This window comes from Pseudomonas sp. GW823-FHT03E05, from assembly GCF_058796855.1.
In genome coordinates, this window is sequence record NZ_JBXAJB010000006.1 from 103,024 (window position 1) to 117,849 (window position 14,826).

A 14,826-nucleotide genomic window follows, 5' to 3' on the forward strand; every position below is an offset into this window, starting at 1 on the left:
CACCGGCTACAGTGGCCAGGGGAGGAAAAACCACTGGTCAGACCGGTAAAGCCAATCTGCACCCTCCCCCTTGTAAACCCATAAAACCCGAGCGTAGACTGCGCCTGCACTGGACATACCGGTAAGACCACAATAATTAAGTCCTCCATCCGCTGCGCATCCCCCGCGCACGGCAGACAGGACACCGACCAGGATTCCCCCCATGCTCAGATGGTGCTCGCGTTCGATTTTCCTCCAGGTTGTCCTCGGACTGATGCTCGGCATCGTGTGCGGACTCACCCTCCCCGAATACTCCTCCCAGCTCAAACCCCTAGGCGATGGTTTCATCAAGCTGATCAAGATGCTGATCGGGCTGATCGTGTTCTGCGTGGTCGTCAGCGGCATCTCCGGTGCCGGCGACCTGAAGAAGGTCGGCCGCATCGGCCTCAAATCAGTGATCTACTTTGAAATACTCACCACCATCGCCCTGGTGATCGGCCTGGTCATGGCCTTCAGCACCGGCATCGGCAGCGGCGCCAACATCCATCTGGAGCAACTGTCCACCGCGGACATGGGCGACATCGCCCAGCGTGGCCAGCACATGCACACCACCACTCAGTTCCTCATGGACCTGATTCCCACCTCGGTGATCGGTGCCTTCGCCGAGAACAACATCCTCCAGGTGCTGCTGTTCTCGGTGCTGTTCGGCAGCGCCCTTAACCTGGTGGGTGAAGCCGCCTCGGGCATCTCCCGGCTGATCAACGAACTGAGCCATGTGATCTTCCGCATCATGGGCATGATCGTGCGTCTGGCGCCCATCGGCGTGTTCGGTGCCATCGCCTTCACCACCAGCAAGTACGGCCTGGATTCGCTGCAGCACCTGGGCAGCCTGGTGGGGCTGTTCTACCTGACCTGCTTTGCCTTCGTCGCGGTGATCCTGGGCCTGGTGATGCGTTTGTCGGGCCTGCGCATGCTGCCCTTTCTCAAGTACCTGCGCGAAGAGTTGCTGATCGTCCTCGGCACCGCTTCCTCCGACGCGGTGCTGCCGCAGATCATGCGCAAGCTGGAACACCTGGGGATCGGCAGTTCCACCGTAGGCCTGGTAATTCCCACCGGCTACTCGTTCAACCTCGACGGCTTCTCCATCTACCTGACCCTGGCCATCGTCTTCATTGCCAACGCCACCGGTACTCCGCTGTCCATGTCGGACCTCTTGACCATTCTTCTGGTGTCGCTGATCACCTCCAAGGGCGCCCACGGCATCCCCGGCTCGGCGCTGGTGATCCTGGCGGCAACCCTGACTGCAATTCCGGCGATTCCAGTGGTGGGCCTGGTGCTGGTGCTGGCGGTGGACTGGTTCATGGGCATTGGCCGCGCCTTGACCAACCTGATCGGCAACTGCGTGGCCACCGTCGCCATCGCCCGCTGGGAAAAGGACATCGACGTGCAGCGGGCCAACAAGGTGCTCAGCGGCCAGCAGGGCTACACCTTCCAGGCCCGAAAACCGGTGACCGGCGCCCACCAGCAGGAATTTTGACCCGATCTTGTGCCTGTCATCGGCAGGCACAACACTCGGCGCGGCAACAGCGCGCTATTAATCGTTCATGGAGTCAACAGTGATCAGCTCGTCAACAGTGGTGAATTCAGTGGTAGAAAAGCTCCGGGCCGCCCTGGCCCGCGGCCAGTGGCGCTCCGGCGACATGCTGCCAGGGCAACGCGAATTGGCCGAGCAACTGGGCATCAGCCGCCCCAGCCTGCGCGAAGCGGTGATCGTCCTGGAGACCCTGGGCCTGGTGCGCTCCATGCCCGGCAAAGGCGTGGTGGTGCTGGACACCCCCCTGGACGAAGCGCAGAACAGCGACAGTGCAGTGGCCGGGGCCAGCCTCGAAGACGTGCTGCAACTGCGCTACACCCTGGAGCCCTTCATCGTCGGCCTGGTGGCGCAATCCATCAGCAGCAAGGAAGTCGGCCAGTTGCGCCTGACCCTGATGGACATGCGCGAAGCCCTTGAAGCCGGCGACAGCGAAGCCGGGGTCAACGCCTACATCGCCTTCCACGAGGAACTGTTCACCCTGACCAGCAACCCGATCTTCCAGAACGTGGTGCAACAGACCAGCAATGCCCTCAAGCAAAGTGCACAGATCCTGCGCAATTCACCGGAGCACCTGGCCGAACGCCTGGAAGAAAACGAGGCGGTGGTGCGGGCCATCCGCAACAAGAACAGCGCCCTGGCCAGCGCCGAGATGCGCCGGCACATCCTCCAGGAAGGCCAGCGCATGGGCATCGAACTGAATATCCCGGACGATCACCTGGGCAACAGCGCCCAGTAATCCCCCCGAGTCAGCAACCGGACTGGAGACAGGCCATGGTCAGCTACGCCCTGAAAAACAATCCCTTCACCCGGGTGGCCAGCCTGCCAAGGCGCCCTCGGGGCGAAAGGAAGCTGCTGGTGGATGATGTCTACCCGCAGATCTTCGACGCCATTCTCGAACAGCGCATCGCTCCCGGCAGCCGCTTCACCGAAGACAGCCTGGGGCAGGCCTTCGGCGTCAGCCGCAGCATAGTGCGCCAGGTCCTGGCGCGGCTTTCCCATCAGCAAGTGGTGATCCTGCGGCCCAATTACCGGCCCCAGGTGGCGGCGCCGGACCTGGAACAGACCCGGCAGATCCTGCATGCCCGGCGCCTGACGGAAATCACCCTGGTGCGCCTGGCCTGCCAGCAGCCCCGGCGCCAGTTGCAACCCTTGCGCGAGTTGATCGCCCAGGAGCGCGAGGCCATTGCCCGCGACCAGCGCGGGCCGGCTATCCGCCTGTCCGGGGAGTTCCATCTGCAACTGGCGGAAATCGCCGGCAACGGGCCCCTGGCACAGTTCCTCGGCAGCCTGGTGCCCCTGACCTCACTGGCCATCGCCCAGTTCGAGGGCCAGGCCCGCAACTACTGCTCCTGGCAGGAACACTCGAAGATCATCGATGCACTACAGGAGGCCGATGCCGAAAAGGCCGAAACCCTGATGAACCAGCACCTGGCGCACCTGGAGCAGCGCCTGCTGGGCGGCCTGTAGCCGCCATCAGCCCGCGAGCATCCGCTCGAACCCCTGCCGGATCTTCTCTTCCGGCAGATCGTCGGCAATGAACACCATCACGCTCTCGCGCACTTCGCCTTCGGCCCATTCGCTGTCCCAATCGAAGCCATAGAGCTTGAGCACGCCCTGGAACACCATGCGCCGGGGCTCGTCGATAACGCTCAGCACACCTTTGTAGCGCAGCAGTTGCTTGCCGTGGTCTTCCAGCAGCTCATTCATGAATTCGCTCAGGCGATCCAGGTCCAGGGCTTGCTCGGTGCGCAGCACCAGGCTGGAAATCCGGTCCACTGACGGCGCCTTGCTCACTGGCCGCAGGCTGAGACCGCCCCCCAGGTCGGCATTGAGATTGAACCCCCGCACATCCAGCAGTTCGGCCAGGTCGATCTGGCCGTGCTCCACCAGGCGGATCGGTGCCCGGCGGTTGATCCGGGTCAGGCGCTGGCCGAGGGCTTCGAAAGTCGCCTCGTCCACCAGGTCACGCTTGCTCACCAGCAGCCGGTCGGCAAAACCGATCTGCGCCTGGGCAATGGTCTGGGTCAGGTGGAACTCGGCGTGCTTGGCGTCCACCAGGGTGATGATGCCGTCGAGGATATAGCGTTCGCGCAGTTCCTCATCGATGAAGAAGGTCTGTGCCACCGGCGCCGGATCGGCCAACCCGGTGCACTCGATCACCAGCCGGTCAAAGTCGATCTCGCCGCTGTCCAGACGCTCCAGCAACAGGTACAGGGCCTTGGTCAGGTCGGTGTGGATAGTGCAGCAGACGCAGCCGTTGGACAGGGTCATGACCTGTACCGGCTGCTCGCCCAGCAACTGGGTGTCGATGCCGGCATCGCTGAATTCGTTCTCGATCACGGCGATTTTCAGGCCGTGCTCGGCCTTGAGCAGGTGGCGCAACAAAGTGGTCTTGCCGGCGCCAAGAAAACCGCTGAGCACGGTCACGGGAATAGGGTTGTGCAAAACAGGATCTCCCACGCATAAAAACGTAGAAGCCGGCTTGTCGGCGATGGCGTCCGAAGAACCGCTATCGCCGGCAAACCGGCTCCTACAGGGGTGTGGCTCAAACGCTGTGTTTCAACAGCACTTCGGACCGCCCTTGCCGCCGTATCGCGCCTCCTGGCGTTCCCGGAAGAACGCCTCGTACGACATCACCGGCTTGTCCGGGTGCTTGGTTTGCATATGCTCGACGTAGTTGTCGTAGTCGGGCATGCCGACCATCAGGCGCGCGGCCTGACCGAGGTATTTACCGAGGCGACTCAGGTCATTGAACATCGTTGCAATCCTCGAGTTACGCGTCCGGCACGGCCTGATAGGGCGATTCTTTATCCGTACGCTCCTTGCTGCCCCAGGCGGCGATGCCGACCTTGAGCGCGTAGAACAGGATGCTGAACACCACCAGCAGGAACAGGGCTGTCAGGGTCGCGTTGGTGTAGGCGTTGAAGATCACGTGCTGCATCTGCGTGATGTCCTTGGCCGGGGCGATGATCTGGCCGTTGGCCATTGCATCGCTGTATTTCTTCGCCAGCGACAGGAAGCCGATCGCCGGGTTGGCGTCGAACAGCTTGATGAAGCCTGCGGTGGTGGTGCAGATCAGCAGCCACACAGCCGGCAGCAGGGTGACCCAGATGTAGCGCTGGCGCTTCATCTTGATCAGCACCACGGTACCCAGCATCAGGGCGATACCGGCCAGCATCTGGTTGGAGATGCCGAACAGCGGCCACAGGGTGTTGATGCCGCCCAGAGGATCGATCACGCCCTGGTACAGCAGGTAGCCCCAGAGCGCCACGCAGCCTGCGGTGGCAATCAGGTTGGCGGTCCACGACTCGGTGCGTTTCAGCGCCGGAACGAAGGAACCCAGCAGGTCCTGGAGCATGAAGCGCCCGGCACGGGTACCGGCGTCCACCGCAGTGAGGATGAACAGGGCTTCGAACAGGATCGCGAAGTGGTACCAGAAGGCCATGGTGTTCTCACCCGGCAATACATGGTGGAGGATCTGCGCGATCCCCACTGCCAGGGTCGGCGCGCCGCCGGCACGGGCCAGGATGGTGTTTTCACCGATGTCCTTGGCCACCGCCTGCAGTTGGTCCGGGCTGATCGCAAAGCCCCAGCTGCTGACAGTCTGGGCTACCGCCACCACGTCGCCGCCGACGATGGCCGCCGGACTGTTCATGGCGAAGTACACGCCCGGCTCGATCACCGAGGCCGCGACCATGGCCATGATCGCCACGAAGGACTCCATGAGCATGCCGCCGTAGCCGATGTAGCGGGCGTTGGCTTCGTTATCCAGCAGCTTGGGCGTGGTGCCCGAGGAGATCAGCGCATGGAAGCCGGAGACCGCGCCACAGGCGATGGTGATGAACAGGAAGGGGAACAGGCCGCCTTTCCACACCGGGCCAGTGCCGTCGGTGAACTGGGTCAGGGCCGGCATCTTCAGCTCGGGCATGGTGATCAGGATGCCGATCGCCAGAGCGATGATGGTGCCGATCTTGAGGAAGGTCGACAGGTAGTCCCGCGGTGCCAGGATCAGCCACACCGGCAGTACTGCCGCGACGAAACCGTAGCCGATCAGCATCCAGGTGATCTGCACGCCGGTGAAGGTGAACATCTTGCCCCACACCGGATCCGCCGCCACCTGGCCACCCAGCCAGATGGAGCCGAGCAACAGCAGCACGCCGATCAACGAGATCTCACCAATGCGGCCCGGGCGGATGTAGCGCATGTACACGCCCATGAACACCGCGATCGGGATGGTCGCCATCACCGTGAAGATGCCCCACGGGCTCTCGGCCAGGGCCTTGACCACGATCAGCGCCAGCACCGCGAGGATGATGATCATGATCAGGAAGCAGCCGAACAGCGCGATGGTCCCCGGGATACGGCCCATTTCCTCACGGACCATGTCGCCCAGGGAACGGCCGTTACGCCGGGTGGACAGGAACAGCACCATGAAGTCCTGCACCGCACCGGCCAGGACCACCCCGGCAATCAGCCACAGGGTGCCGGGCAGGTAGCCCATCTGCGCCGCCAGCACCGGGCCCACCAGGGGGCCTGCGCCGGCAATGGCCGCGAAGTGGTGACCGAAGAGGATGTGCTTGTTGGTCGGGACGTAGTCCAGGCCATCATTGTTGACCACGGCGGGCGTGGCCCGGCCCGGGTCCAGCTGCATCACGTTGTTGGCAATGAACAGACTGTAATACCGGTACGCCACCAGATAGATGGCCACGGCGGCGACCACAATCCACAAGGCGTTGATCGCCTCGCCGCGACGCAATGCAACTACGCCAAGGGCGCAAGCTCCTACGATTGCCAGCAGCAGCCAAGGAACATGGCGCAACAGGCTATTATTATTTTTCATTTTTTTATTCCAGCCAGGAGGATAGAAAAACCGCGTTTCGAGTGTAGCGCTACTGCTCTTAAAGACCACCCCCCACGTTGGTCTAGAGCCTTCTTTTAACTTATGAGGGCGTTTTTTCTTGCTCCCGATCTGCCTGAGCGGCGCCCGCCAGGAAAAAACCGGAACCCTGGGCACTTGCCGACAGTCGCACGCTTGAGCCCTGGTGCAGGAACCTCCATGTCAACGCCACCCGAACAACCGCCATTGCCACCGCCACTCCTGTATTTACTGTGCCTGACCCTGGCGCTGTTTCTCAGCGGCTGGCTGCCCTTGCCGCTGCCGGTCAATAACGGCGTGCGCAGCCTGGCAGTGATCCTGATCGTCTTCGGGCAGGGCTTGTCGTTCTGGGCCATGTGGCGTTTCCGGCAACAGCGCACCACCTCCAGCAACTTCGACCAGCCCGACCAGTTGCTCCGCGATGGCCCCTTCGCCATCTCGCGTAACCCGATCAACCTGGGCGACACCCTGGGCTACTGCGCCATTGCCCTGCTGCTGGGCAACCTGTGGCCCTGGCTGTTGCTGCCGGGGCTGCTGTACCTGATGAACCGCACGGTAATCCGCCCGGACGAGAGACAACTGCTGGAGCTCTTTGGCCAGCCCTACCGTGACTACTGCCGCAAGGTCCGGCGCTGGTTGTAGCGACAGGCGCGAACCGGGGTCTATAGTTCAGGGCACCATGCAGAGGGCCAGCCCATGACCGAGCAACACGACGACCGCCGACGCTTCAAACGCATCGCCTTCGATGCCCGGACCGAACTCAGCCAAGGCACCCACCGCTGGCCGGTACGGCTGCTGGATCTTTCACTGAAGGGCCTGCTGATCGAGCGCCCCGATCCGTGGCTGGGCGACCCGGCGCGCCCCTTCGAGGCCGACATTCACCTGAGCTCCGACGCCGATGTGCGCATGGACGTACAACTGGCCCATGACAATAAGGGCCAACTGGGCTTCGTCTGCCTGCACATCGGCCTGGAGTCCATCGAGCACCTCAGGCGCCTGATCGAGTTGAACCTGGGAGACCCCGAGGAGCTTGAGCGCGAGCTCGGGGCCTTGATCGATATCTGATGGCCTTTCAGGGAAACAGCGCGGGCTCGGGAAACTCGCTTTCCGTGTCCCAGTAAGCCGCCTGCTGGCGCGTGGTGACAGTCCACTGGCCGTCGGCATAACGGAAGGTGCGATAGGTGGTGACGAACTCTTCGTTCTCCATCGATGAAGCGGACGACACCTGCTGGATGCTTTCCGTGCCACCACCAACGGACGGTACGATCTGCCAGGCCGCCTTGCCGGTCTGGGCAAACACCAGCGGCTGCTTCTCCGCGCCCTCCCCCTGGCACAGCACCGGGTCCAACTGATTCTGTTCCGGCATCAGCACTTGGGTGGCCGGGCCGCTGTAGCTGCCCATGGGAGCGGTCTGGTCGATGGTCAGGAAAAACGCCGGGGACGGCAGGCCGTTCAGCGGTGCCTTTTCCACGGTGGCCATCGGGTAGCCCAGGGACTTCTGCGCCAGTACCTCGCCGCTATCGGACACCAGGCGCGCCTGGGCTCCCAACGGCGCGCTCGGCTGATCCCCCTCCGGCTCGGCAAAGCTGTCGGCGTCCAGGCCATTGCCCCAGCTATCGGCATGCAACTGGGGGGTGATGCGCACATCCTCCAGCACCTCCAGCACCGAACCGTCGCCCACCAGCACCTGCTGGGCAATCCGATAGCCTTCCGGCACCTCGACCGGCTGTGCCAGGGCCAGGCCGCAATAGCCCAGCAACCCCCAACCCAACACCCGCCTCCTGAATCCGCTCATGGCCATATCACCTGCTTCCTTTCAAAAAAGACCAGCATGCTTACTCGAAAAGTGCATCCAGCGCCTGCTCCAGGCGGGTCACGGCAATGATCTTCAAGCCCGGCGGCGCCTCTTTCGGCGCGTTGCCCTTGGGCACGATAGCTCGCTTGAAGCCGTGCTTGGCCGCTTCCTTCAAGCGCTCCTGACCGCTGGGCACCGGGCGCACCTCACCCGACAGGCCGACTTCGCCAAACACCAGCAGGTCATGGGGCAACGGACGGTTGCGCAGGCTCGACATCACGGCGGCCATCAACGCCAGGTCGGAGGCGGTTTCCAGCACCTTGACCCCGCCCACCACGTTGAGGAACACATCCTGGTCGTGGGTGGGGATGCCGCCATGGCGATGCAGCACCGCCAGCAGCATGGCCAGGCGGTTCTGGTCCAGGCCCAGGGTCACCCGGCGCGGGTTGGCCAGGTGGCTGTCATCCACCAGCGCCTGGACCTCCACCAGCATCGGCCGGGTGCCTTCCCAGGTGGCCATCACCACGCTGCCCGGAACCTCTTCCTGGGCACGAGTGAGGAAAATCGCCGAAGGATTGGAGACCTCCTTCAATCCGCGGTCAGTCATGCCGAATACACCCAGCTCATTCACCGCACCGAAACGGTTCTTCACCGCCCGCAGCAAGCGCAGGCGCCCGTCGGATTCGCCTTCGAAATACAGCACGGTGTCCACCATGTGCTCCAGCACCCGCGGCCCGGCCAGGGCGCCTTCCTTGGTCACGTGGCCGACGAGGAAGATCGCCGTGCCGCTCTGCTTGGCGTAGCGCACCAGCAAGGCCGCGCTCTCGCGCACCTGGGACACGCCGCCCGGGGCCGACTGCAGTTGTTCGGTGAAAATCGTCTGGATCGAGTCGATCACCATGACCTTGGGTTTTTCTACCCGGGCCGTGGCGATGATGGTTTCGATGCAGGTCTCGGTCATCACCCGCAGTTGGTCCTGGGGCAGGCCCAGGCGCCGGGCGCGCATCGCCACCTGCTGCTGGGATTCCTCACCGGTGACATACAGCGCCGGCATGCGCGTGGCGATATTGCACAGGGTCTGCAGCAGGATGGTCGACTTGCCGATCCCCGGATCACCACCGATCAGCACCACCGAACCGTCCACCAGGCCGCCGCCCAGCACCCGATCGAGTTCACCGGAAGCGGTGGAGAAACGCGGAATTTCCTCGACGCTGACTTCCGCCAGGGTCTTGATCTGCGCCTGCTGCCCGGCCCAGCCGGTGCGCCCGGCAGGTGCCGCCGCGCCGCCGCTTTCGATCATGGTCTCGGTCAGGGTGTTCCAGGCCCCGCACTCACCGCACTGCCCGGCCCATTTGGGAAAGGTGGAGCCGCACTCGGTGCAGCCGTACATGCGCTTGGCCTTGGCCATCTGAACCCCCGGCAAAAACCGCGATGATAGCTCAGCTGGCGCGGATCAGCGCGGTGCGGCGGTACGTATCTGCCCGCTGGCCAGGCGCGTGGCGCTATTGCCCAGGGGATCCTCGGCATTCAGGTCGGCGCCCTTGGCGGCCAGGGCGTCGAGCAATTCGACCCGCTTGAACAACCCGGCGTACATGGCGGCGGTCTGCCCGGCGCCATTGCGCTGGTCAGGGCTGCAATCGGCGGCCAGCAGGCGCCGGGCGATCTGCACCTCGCCCTTGAAGATCGCCCCCATCAAGGCCGTGTTGCCACGCTTGTCCTGGGCGCAGGCGTTGGCCCCAGCGGCCAGCAGGCGCTCCACCGCCGGGCCCTGGCCGTGATAGGCCGCGAGGATCAGCGCGGTGTAGCCCTTTTCATCCTGGGTATCGAGGGAATAGCCGGCCGCGATAAAGGTGTCGAGCATTTCCACATCGCCACGGCGGGCGGCATCGAAATAGTAGTTTTCCAGTTGGACCTTGACCGCCACCGGGTCGGCGGCGGCCGCTGCTTCGGCCGTAGGCTGCGCGTAGGCGGCAAACGACCAGGCCACTGACAGCAGCGCTATAAAAAGACGCATGGCGCGACTCCTCTGTCGGAAAAAGACGTCACGCCCGGACGGGCGTGACGGGTAAGGCTCGCTCGATCAGTCGCTCAACTTCGCCGCCAGGGCCTTGACTCGGGCCAGGTCGCCCTTGGCCACCTTGGTCACCCCAGTGCCGTATTCAGGGTCGGCCTTGTAAAGGAACGACAGCATGATGTGCTTGCTCTCATCATCAGTGGTGGCCAGGGAGCCGCCGAAGCTGTCGATCAGGTCCTGGCGTTCCTTCTTGCTGAAGGAGCGATACAGGTCACCGGCCTGCTTGAAGTTCTGCTCGCGCTGGATCTTCGCCTGCTGGGTGCTGCCCGCCAGCGCCATCTGGCTGTAGCGCGCGGTCTGCGGCTCTTCGCGTGGCATCAGGCGGCTTGGCTGGTAGTTGACCCCCGTGCTGCTGTGGCCCAGGTTCATCGCACCGTCCTGGTTGCCGTTGTTCACCGGGTTCTTCGGCGCGTTGATCGGCAGTTGCAGGGCATTGGCGCCGATGCGGTACATCTGGGTATCGGCATAGGAGAACACCCGGCCTTGCAGCAGGCGGTCTTCCGACGGTTCGATGCCCGGCACCAGATTGGCCGGTGCCATGGCCACTTGCTCGGTTTCCTGGAAGACGTTGGCCGGATTGCGGTTCAACACCATCTGCCCGACTTTGCGCTCGGGCACACCGGGCCAGATCTTGGTAGCGTCCAGCGGGTCGAAATCAAACTTGGCCAGGTCTTCGGGTTTCAATACCTGGACATACAAGTCCCACTTGGGAAAGTCCCCTTTATTAATGTGGGTTACCAAGTCATTAGTCATATGGCTGTAATCGCGGCCCTGTACCTCCACCACTTGTTTCGGGTCGAGATTCTTCAGACCCTGCAGGCTCTTCCAGTGGAACTTCACGTAGTGCACTTCGCCCTTGGCGTTGATCAACTTGTAGGCATGCACACCATTACCGTCCATTTCCCGGTAACTGGCCGGAGTGCCGGAGTTGGAATACAGCTCGGTCAGAGTACGGGTGGCTTCTGGAACATGGGAGAAGAAGTCGAAACGCCGCGAGTCATCGTCGAGATTGGTGCGCGGATCGGGTTTGAACGCATGCACCATGTCCGGGAACTTGATGGCATCACGAATGAAGAAGGTCGGGAAGTTGTTGCCCACCAGGTCCCAGTTACCGTCCGCGGTATAGAACTTGGTGGCGAAGCCCCGTGGATCGCGCAAGGTTTCCGGGGAGTGGTTGCCATGCACCACCGCCGAGAAACGCACGAATACCGGGGTCACTTCGCCGGCGGCAAACACCTTGGCACGGGTCAGGTCCGTGAGGTTGTCGGTTACCGTGAAAGTACCGTGGGCACCCGTGCCACGGGCATGCACCACACGCTCTGGAATGCGCTCGCGGTCGAACCGCTGGAGTTTCTGAATCAACTGCACGTCTTGCAACAGCACCGGGCCGGTGGCGCCCGCAGTCTGCGAATTCTGGTTGTCGCCCACTGCCGCACCGTTGTCGCGGGTCAGCGTGGCGGCCTGTACGGAAAGGGAAAGCATACTGGCGGCAAGCACGCCCAGTACGCGTCGCTGGGAAAGACTCCCAAGGCCAAGAGAAGCGGTCATGTTGTATTCCTCTAGTTATATAAGGCGCATCTCGATGCGCCTGCTAGAGGCTAGTGACTAAATATTTGAAAGATAAATAGAAAGGCCGTAACCGCTCGATTGACAGAATGTACTGGTTATATCGTGGGGCGCGGGGTATATCGCGCGCGATTTGATGGCACTTTGAATAAACTATTTGCCTCTTTATCGGTCGATAACCCCGCGAGCTGTAAAAAGTTGTTTCGGCAAAATGCTTTTTGCTGAATTACACTGCCGTAACCAACCTCATCTGTAGCAAGGAATAACCTATGGGCGTGCTAAGTGAATTCAAGGCCTTCGCGGTCAAAGGTAATGTGGTCGATATGGCCGTCGGTATCATCATCGGCGCCGCGTTCGGCAAGATCGTCTCGTCCTTTGTTGGCGACGTGGTCATGCCGCCAATCGGCCTGCTGATCGGTGGGGTGAACTTCGGGGATCTGGCGGTCACGCTCAAGGCGGCTGCGGGCGATACGCCGGCAGTGGTCTTGGCGTACGGCAAGTTCATCCAGAGCATCATCGACTTCGTGATCATTGCCTTCGCCATCTTCATGGGGGTCAAGGTGATCAACCGTCTCAAGCGCGAAGAGGCCGTGGCCCCGACGCTGCCGCCGGTGCCGACCAAGGAAGAAGAGCTGCTGGGGGAGATCCGCGATCTGCTCAAGGCTCAGAACAACAAGCCCTGAGGCTGATCCCGCAATACGACAACGGCGCCCTGATGGCGCCGTTTTCATTACCAGTAGTTTTCCACCGCCACCTGCCCCGGTCGCCGGGTCAGGCTCAGGCTCATGCCCCGCTGCTTGAGCAGGGCGCGGGTGTCATCGATCATCTGCGGGTTGCCGCAGAGCATCACCCGGGAGTGCTCGGGGCTCAGCTCCACGCCGGCGGCACGCTGCAGCTCACCGTTCTCGATCAACTGGGTGATGCGCCCGTTGAGGCTGCCCGGATGCTGCTCGCGGGTCACGGTGCTGATGAATTGCAGCTTGTGGGCAAATTCCGCCAGGTATTCGCGCTGGGGCAACTCGGCCAGCAGGCGCTGATAGGCCAGCTCCTTGGCCTCGCGCACGCTGTAGACCAGGATGATGCGTTCGAATTTTTCCCACACCTCGAAGTCCTGGAGGATCGACAGGAACGGCGCAATCCCGGTGCCGGTGGATAGCAACCAGAGGTCGCGACCATCGACGAAACGGTCCAGGGTCAGGTAGCCAAAGGCCTGGCGATCCACCAGCAGGCTGTCCCCCACTTCCAGGCGGCTCAGCTCGCTGGTGAACTCGCCGCCGGGCACCACGATGGAAAAGAACTCGAGAAACTCATCGAACGGCGATGACACCATGGAATAGGCGCGCCACACCGTACTGCCGTCGGCCTTGGTCACCCCGAGGCGAGCGAACTGCCCGGCACGAAAGCGAAACCCCGCATCCCGGGTGGTGCGCAGGGTGAACAGGCTGGAGGTCAGGGGCTGGACCTCGAGCAGGGTCTGGCGGGTGTACTTTTCTTCACTGGCAGTCATGACAGGCTCCACAAAACCGATGCGCTAGTGTCCCGCAAAGCGCCGCGCAGAAACACCGGCGGTTTGTAGTGGCATAGAGCGCGGGCAATCAGCGACAAAAAAACGTACCATTTAGCCCCGCTTCGAACAGCCCGCACTGCCGCTGTCCGAGGGTTCCCGTGCGCTCGACAGCCCCCACCGCCGGGACATTCACCGATTACCTAGAGTCCGCCCCATGCCCCTGCTTGCAAGCTCCTTCGCCCAACTCGACCTGATCCGCCAGCCCGAACAGCAGAACGAGCCACTGCAAGCCTTCGACGCGGCGGACGAATACCTGCTCAATCACCTGGCCGAACAACAACCGGCCAGCGACACCCGGGTGCTGGTGCTCAACGACAGCTTCGGCGCCCTGGCCGCGAGCCTGCTGGGCAAGGTCCAGGTCAGCAGCAGTGGCGACTCCTACCTGGGCGCCCTGGCCCTGGAAAAAAACCTGGTGCGCAACGGCCTGCCCTTCGACGCCGTGCGCGTGGTGCCGGCCAGCGAGCCCCTGGCCGGCCCCTTCGACCGGGTGCTGATCCGCGTCCCCAAGACCCTGGCCCTGCTGGAAGAGCAACTGATCCGCCTGCAAGGGCAACTGGCCCCCGGCGCCCAGGTGGTGGCGGCGGCGATGGTCAAGCACCTGCCCCGCGCCGCCGGTGATTTGCTGGAGCGCTACATCGGCCCGGTCCAGGCCTCGCTGGCGGTGAAAAAGGCTCGGCTGCTGATTGCCACGCCGCAAGACAAGCAGCCCGTCGTGTCGCCCTACCCGACCCGCTATCGCCTGGAACAGCCGGCCATCGAGCTGCTCAACCACGCCAACGTGTTCTGCCGCGAAGGCCTGGACATCGGCACCCGCGCCTTCCTCCCGCACCTGCCGCAGAACCTCGGCAGCGCCCGGGTCGCGGACCTGGGCTGCGGCAACGGCGTACTGGCCATTGCCAGCGCCCTGGACAACCCCCAGGCCCATTACACCCTGGTGGACGAATCCTTCATGGCGGTGCAATCGGCCCGGGAGAACTGGCAGGCCGTGCTGGGCGAGCGCGAAGCCCAAATGCGAGCCGGCGACGGCCTGGCCGGACAGGCAGCGCAATCCCTGGAGGTGGTGCTGTGCAACCCGCCGTTCCACCAGCAGCAGGTGGTGGGCGACTTCCTCGCCTGGCGCATGTTCCAGCAGGCCCGGGAGGCCCTGGTGGTAGGGGGCGCACTGTACATCGTCGGCAACCGCCACCTGGGCTACCACAGCAAGCTGGCGCGGCTGTTCCGCGGCGTCGAGCAAGTGGCGGCAACCCCCAAGTTCGTCATCCTCAAGGCCCGCAAGTAAGGTCTCGCCAGAACACAGCGGCCTTTTCGACAGGCAAAAAAGACCCTCCACCAAGGGAGGGTTGAAACCGTGCCGCAAGGCAACGGGATGGGATGA

Annotated in this window: 15 protein-coding genes; 7 read left to right on the top strand and 8 right to left on the bottom strand. The window is 63.1% G+C overall.

The window, feature by feature from the left end:
• Positions 1-202: 202 nt before the first annotated feature.
• The 3 genes from AC1RCO_RS24095 to AC1RCO_RS24105 all read left to right on the top strand — a co-directional run bounded on the left by AC1RCO_RS24095 (position 203) and on the right by AC1RCO_RS24105 (position 3,040).
• Positions 203-1,516: a C4-dicarboxylate transporter DctA gene (locus AC1RCO_RS24095; RefSeq protein ID WP_011063572.1), complete on the top strand. Its 1,314-nt coding sequence runs from the start codon at positions 203-205 to the stop codon at positions 1,514-1,516.
• 79 nt (positions 1,517-1,595) lie between these two features.
• On the top strand, positions 1,596-2,309 hold the full coding sequence (locus tag AC1RCO_RS24100) for a FadR/GntR family transcriptional regulator (RefSeq protein WP_011063573.1): 714 nt from the start codon (positions 1,596-1,598) through the stop codon (positions 2,307-2,309).
• Between the two features lie 35 nt (positions 2,310-2,344).
• The gene (locus tag AC1RCO_RS24105; RefSeq protein ID WP_011063574.1) at positions 2,345-3,040 is read left to right on the top strand and encodes a GntR family transcriptional regulator; all 696 of its coding nucleotides are present in this window, start codon (positions 2,345-2,347) and stop codon (positions 3,038-3,040) included.
• A gap of 6 nt (positions 3,041-3,046) precedes the next feature.
• Here the strand turns inward: AC1RCO_RS24105 and yjiA are convergent, their stop codons facing one another.
• The 3 genes from yjiA to AC1RCO_RS24120 all read right to left on the bottom strand — a co-directional run bounded on the left by yjiA (position 3,047) and on the right by AC1RCO_RS24120 (position 6,413).
• Positions 3,047-4,018 carry a GTPase gene (yjiA, locus tag AC1RCO_RS24110; RefSeq protein ID WP_015637106.1) on the bottom strand — a complete coding sequence of 324 codons (972 nt, stop codon included), beginning with the start codon at positions 4,016-4,018 and terminating at the stop codon, positions 3,047-3,049.
• A 114-nt stretch (positions 4,019-4,132) separates the two neighbouring features.
• Positions 4,133-4,330, bottom strand: coding sequence for a YbdD/YjiX family protein (locus AC1RCO_RS24115; RefSeq protein ID WP_007937254.1), 198 nt, complete (start codon positions 4,328-4,330; stop codon positions 4,133-4,135).
• 16 nt (positions 4,331-4,346) lie between these two features.
• On the bottom strand, positions 4,347-6,413 hold the full coding sequence (locus tag AC1RCO_RS24120; RefSeq protein ID WP_011063576.1) for a carbon starvation CstA family protein: 2,067 nt from the start codon (positions 6,411-6,413) through the stop codon (positions 4,347-4,349).
• 216 nt (positions 6,414-6,629) lie between these two features.
• Here AC1RCO_RS24120 and AC1RCO_RS24125 point away from each other — a divergent pair, with 216 nt between their 5' ends.
• Together AC1RCO_RS24125 and AC1RCO_RS24130 are read left to right on the top strand one after the other, a co-directional pair.
• Positions 6,630-7,091, top strand: a complete 462-nt coding sequence (locus tag AC1RCO_RS24125; RefSeq protein WP_015637107.1) for a methyltransferase family protein — start codon at positions 6,630-6,632, stop codon at positions 7,089-7,091.
• A 54-nt stretch (positions 7,092-7,145) separates the two neighbouring features.
• Positions 7,146-7,514: a PilZ domain-containing protein gene (locus tag AC1RCO_RS24130; RefSeq protein ID WP_011063578.1), complete on the top strand. Its 369-nt coding sequence runs from the start codon at positions 7,146-7,148 to the stop codon at positions 7,512-7,514.
• Between the two features lie 7 nt (positions 7,515-7,521).
• Here AC1RCO_RS24130 and AC1RCO_RS24135 read toward each other — a convergent pair whose 3' ends face one another.
• From AC1RCO_RS24135 to katB, 4 genes are all read right to left on the bottom strand, one after another.
• Positions 7,522-8,250, bottom strand: a complete 729-nt coding sequence (locus tag AC1RCO_RS24135; protein WP_492618114.1) for a hypothetical protein — start codon at positions 8,248-8,250, stop codon at positions 7,522-7,524.
• A gap of 34 nt (positions 8,251-8,284) precedes the next feature.
• Positions 8,285-9,652, bottom strand: coding sequence for a DNA repair protein RadA (gene radA, locus AC1RCO_RS24140; protein ID WP_011063580.1), 1,368 nt, complete (start codon positions 9,650-9,652; stop codon positions 8,285-8,287).
• Between the two features lie 45 nt (positions 9,653-9,697).
• Positions 9,698-10,258 (bottom strand): ankyrin repeat domain-containing protein, encoded by a 561-nt coding sequence (locus AC1RCO_RS24145; protein ID WP_015637109.1) that lies wholly within the window; start codon positions 10,256-10,258, stop codon positions 9,698-9,700.
• Positions 10,259-10,324: 66 nt separating this feature from the next.
• Positions 10,325-11,866 carry a catalase KatB gene (katB, locus tag AC1RCO_RS24150; protein ID WP_053160119.1) on the bottom strand — a complete coding sequence of 514 codons (1,542 nt, stop codon included), beginning with the start codon at positions 11,864-11,866 and terminating at the stop codon, positions 10,325-10,327.
• Between the two features lie 287 nt (positions 11,867-12,153).
• Between katB and mscL the strand changes: the two genes are divergently transcribed.
• The gene (gene mscL, locus AC1RCO_RS24155) at positions 12,154-12,567 is read left to right on the top strand and encodes a large-conductance mechanosensitive channel protein MscL (RefSeq protein WP_011063583.1); all 414 of its coding nucleotides are present in this window, start codon (positions 12,154-12,156) and stop codon (positions 12,565-12,567) included.
• Positions 12,568-12,614: 47 nt separating this feature from the next.
• Here mscL and AC1RCO_RS24160 read toward each other — a convergent pair whose 3' ends face one another.
• Positions 12,615-13,391 (bottom strand): ferredoxin--NADP reductase, encoded by a 777-nt coding sequence (locus AC1RCO_RS24160; RefSeq protein ID WP_492618115.1) that lies wholly within the window; start codon positions 13,389-13,391, stop codon positions 12,615-12,617.
• 214 nt (positions 13,392-13,605) lie between these two features.
• Between AC1RCO_RS24160 and AC1RCO_RS24165 the strand changes: the two genes are divergently transcribed.
• Positions 13,606-14,730, top strand: a complete 1,125-nt coding sequence (locus tag AC1RCO_RS24165; RefSeq protein WP_072444993.1) for a methyltransferase — start codon at positions 13,606-13,608, stop codon at positions 14,728-14,730.
• The last annotated feature ends 96 nt before the right edge of the window (positions 14,731-14,826 follow it).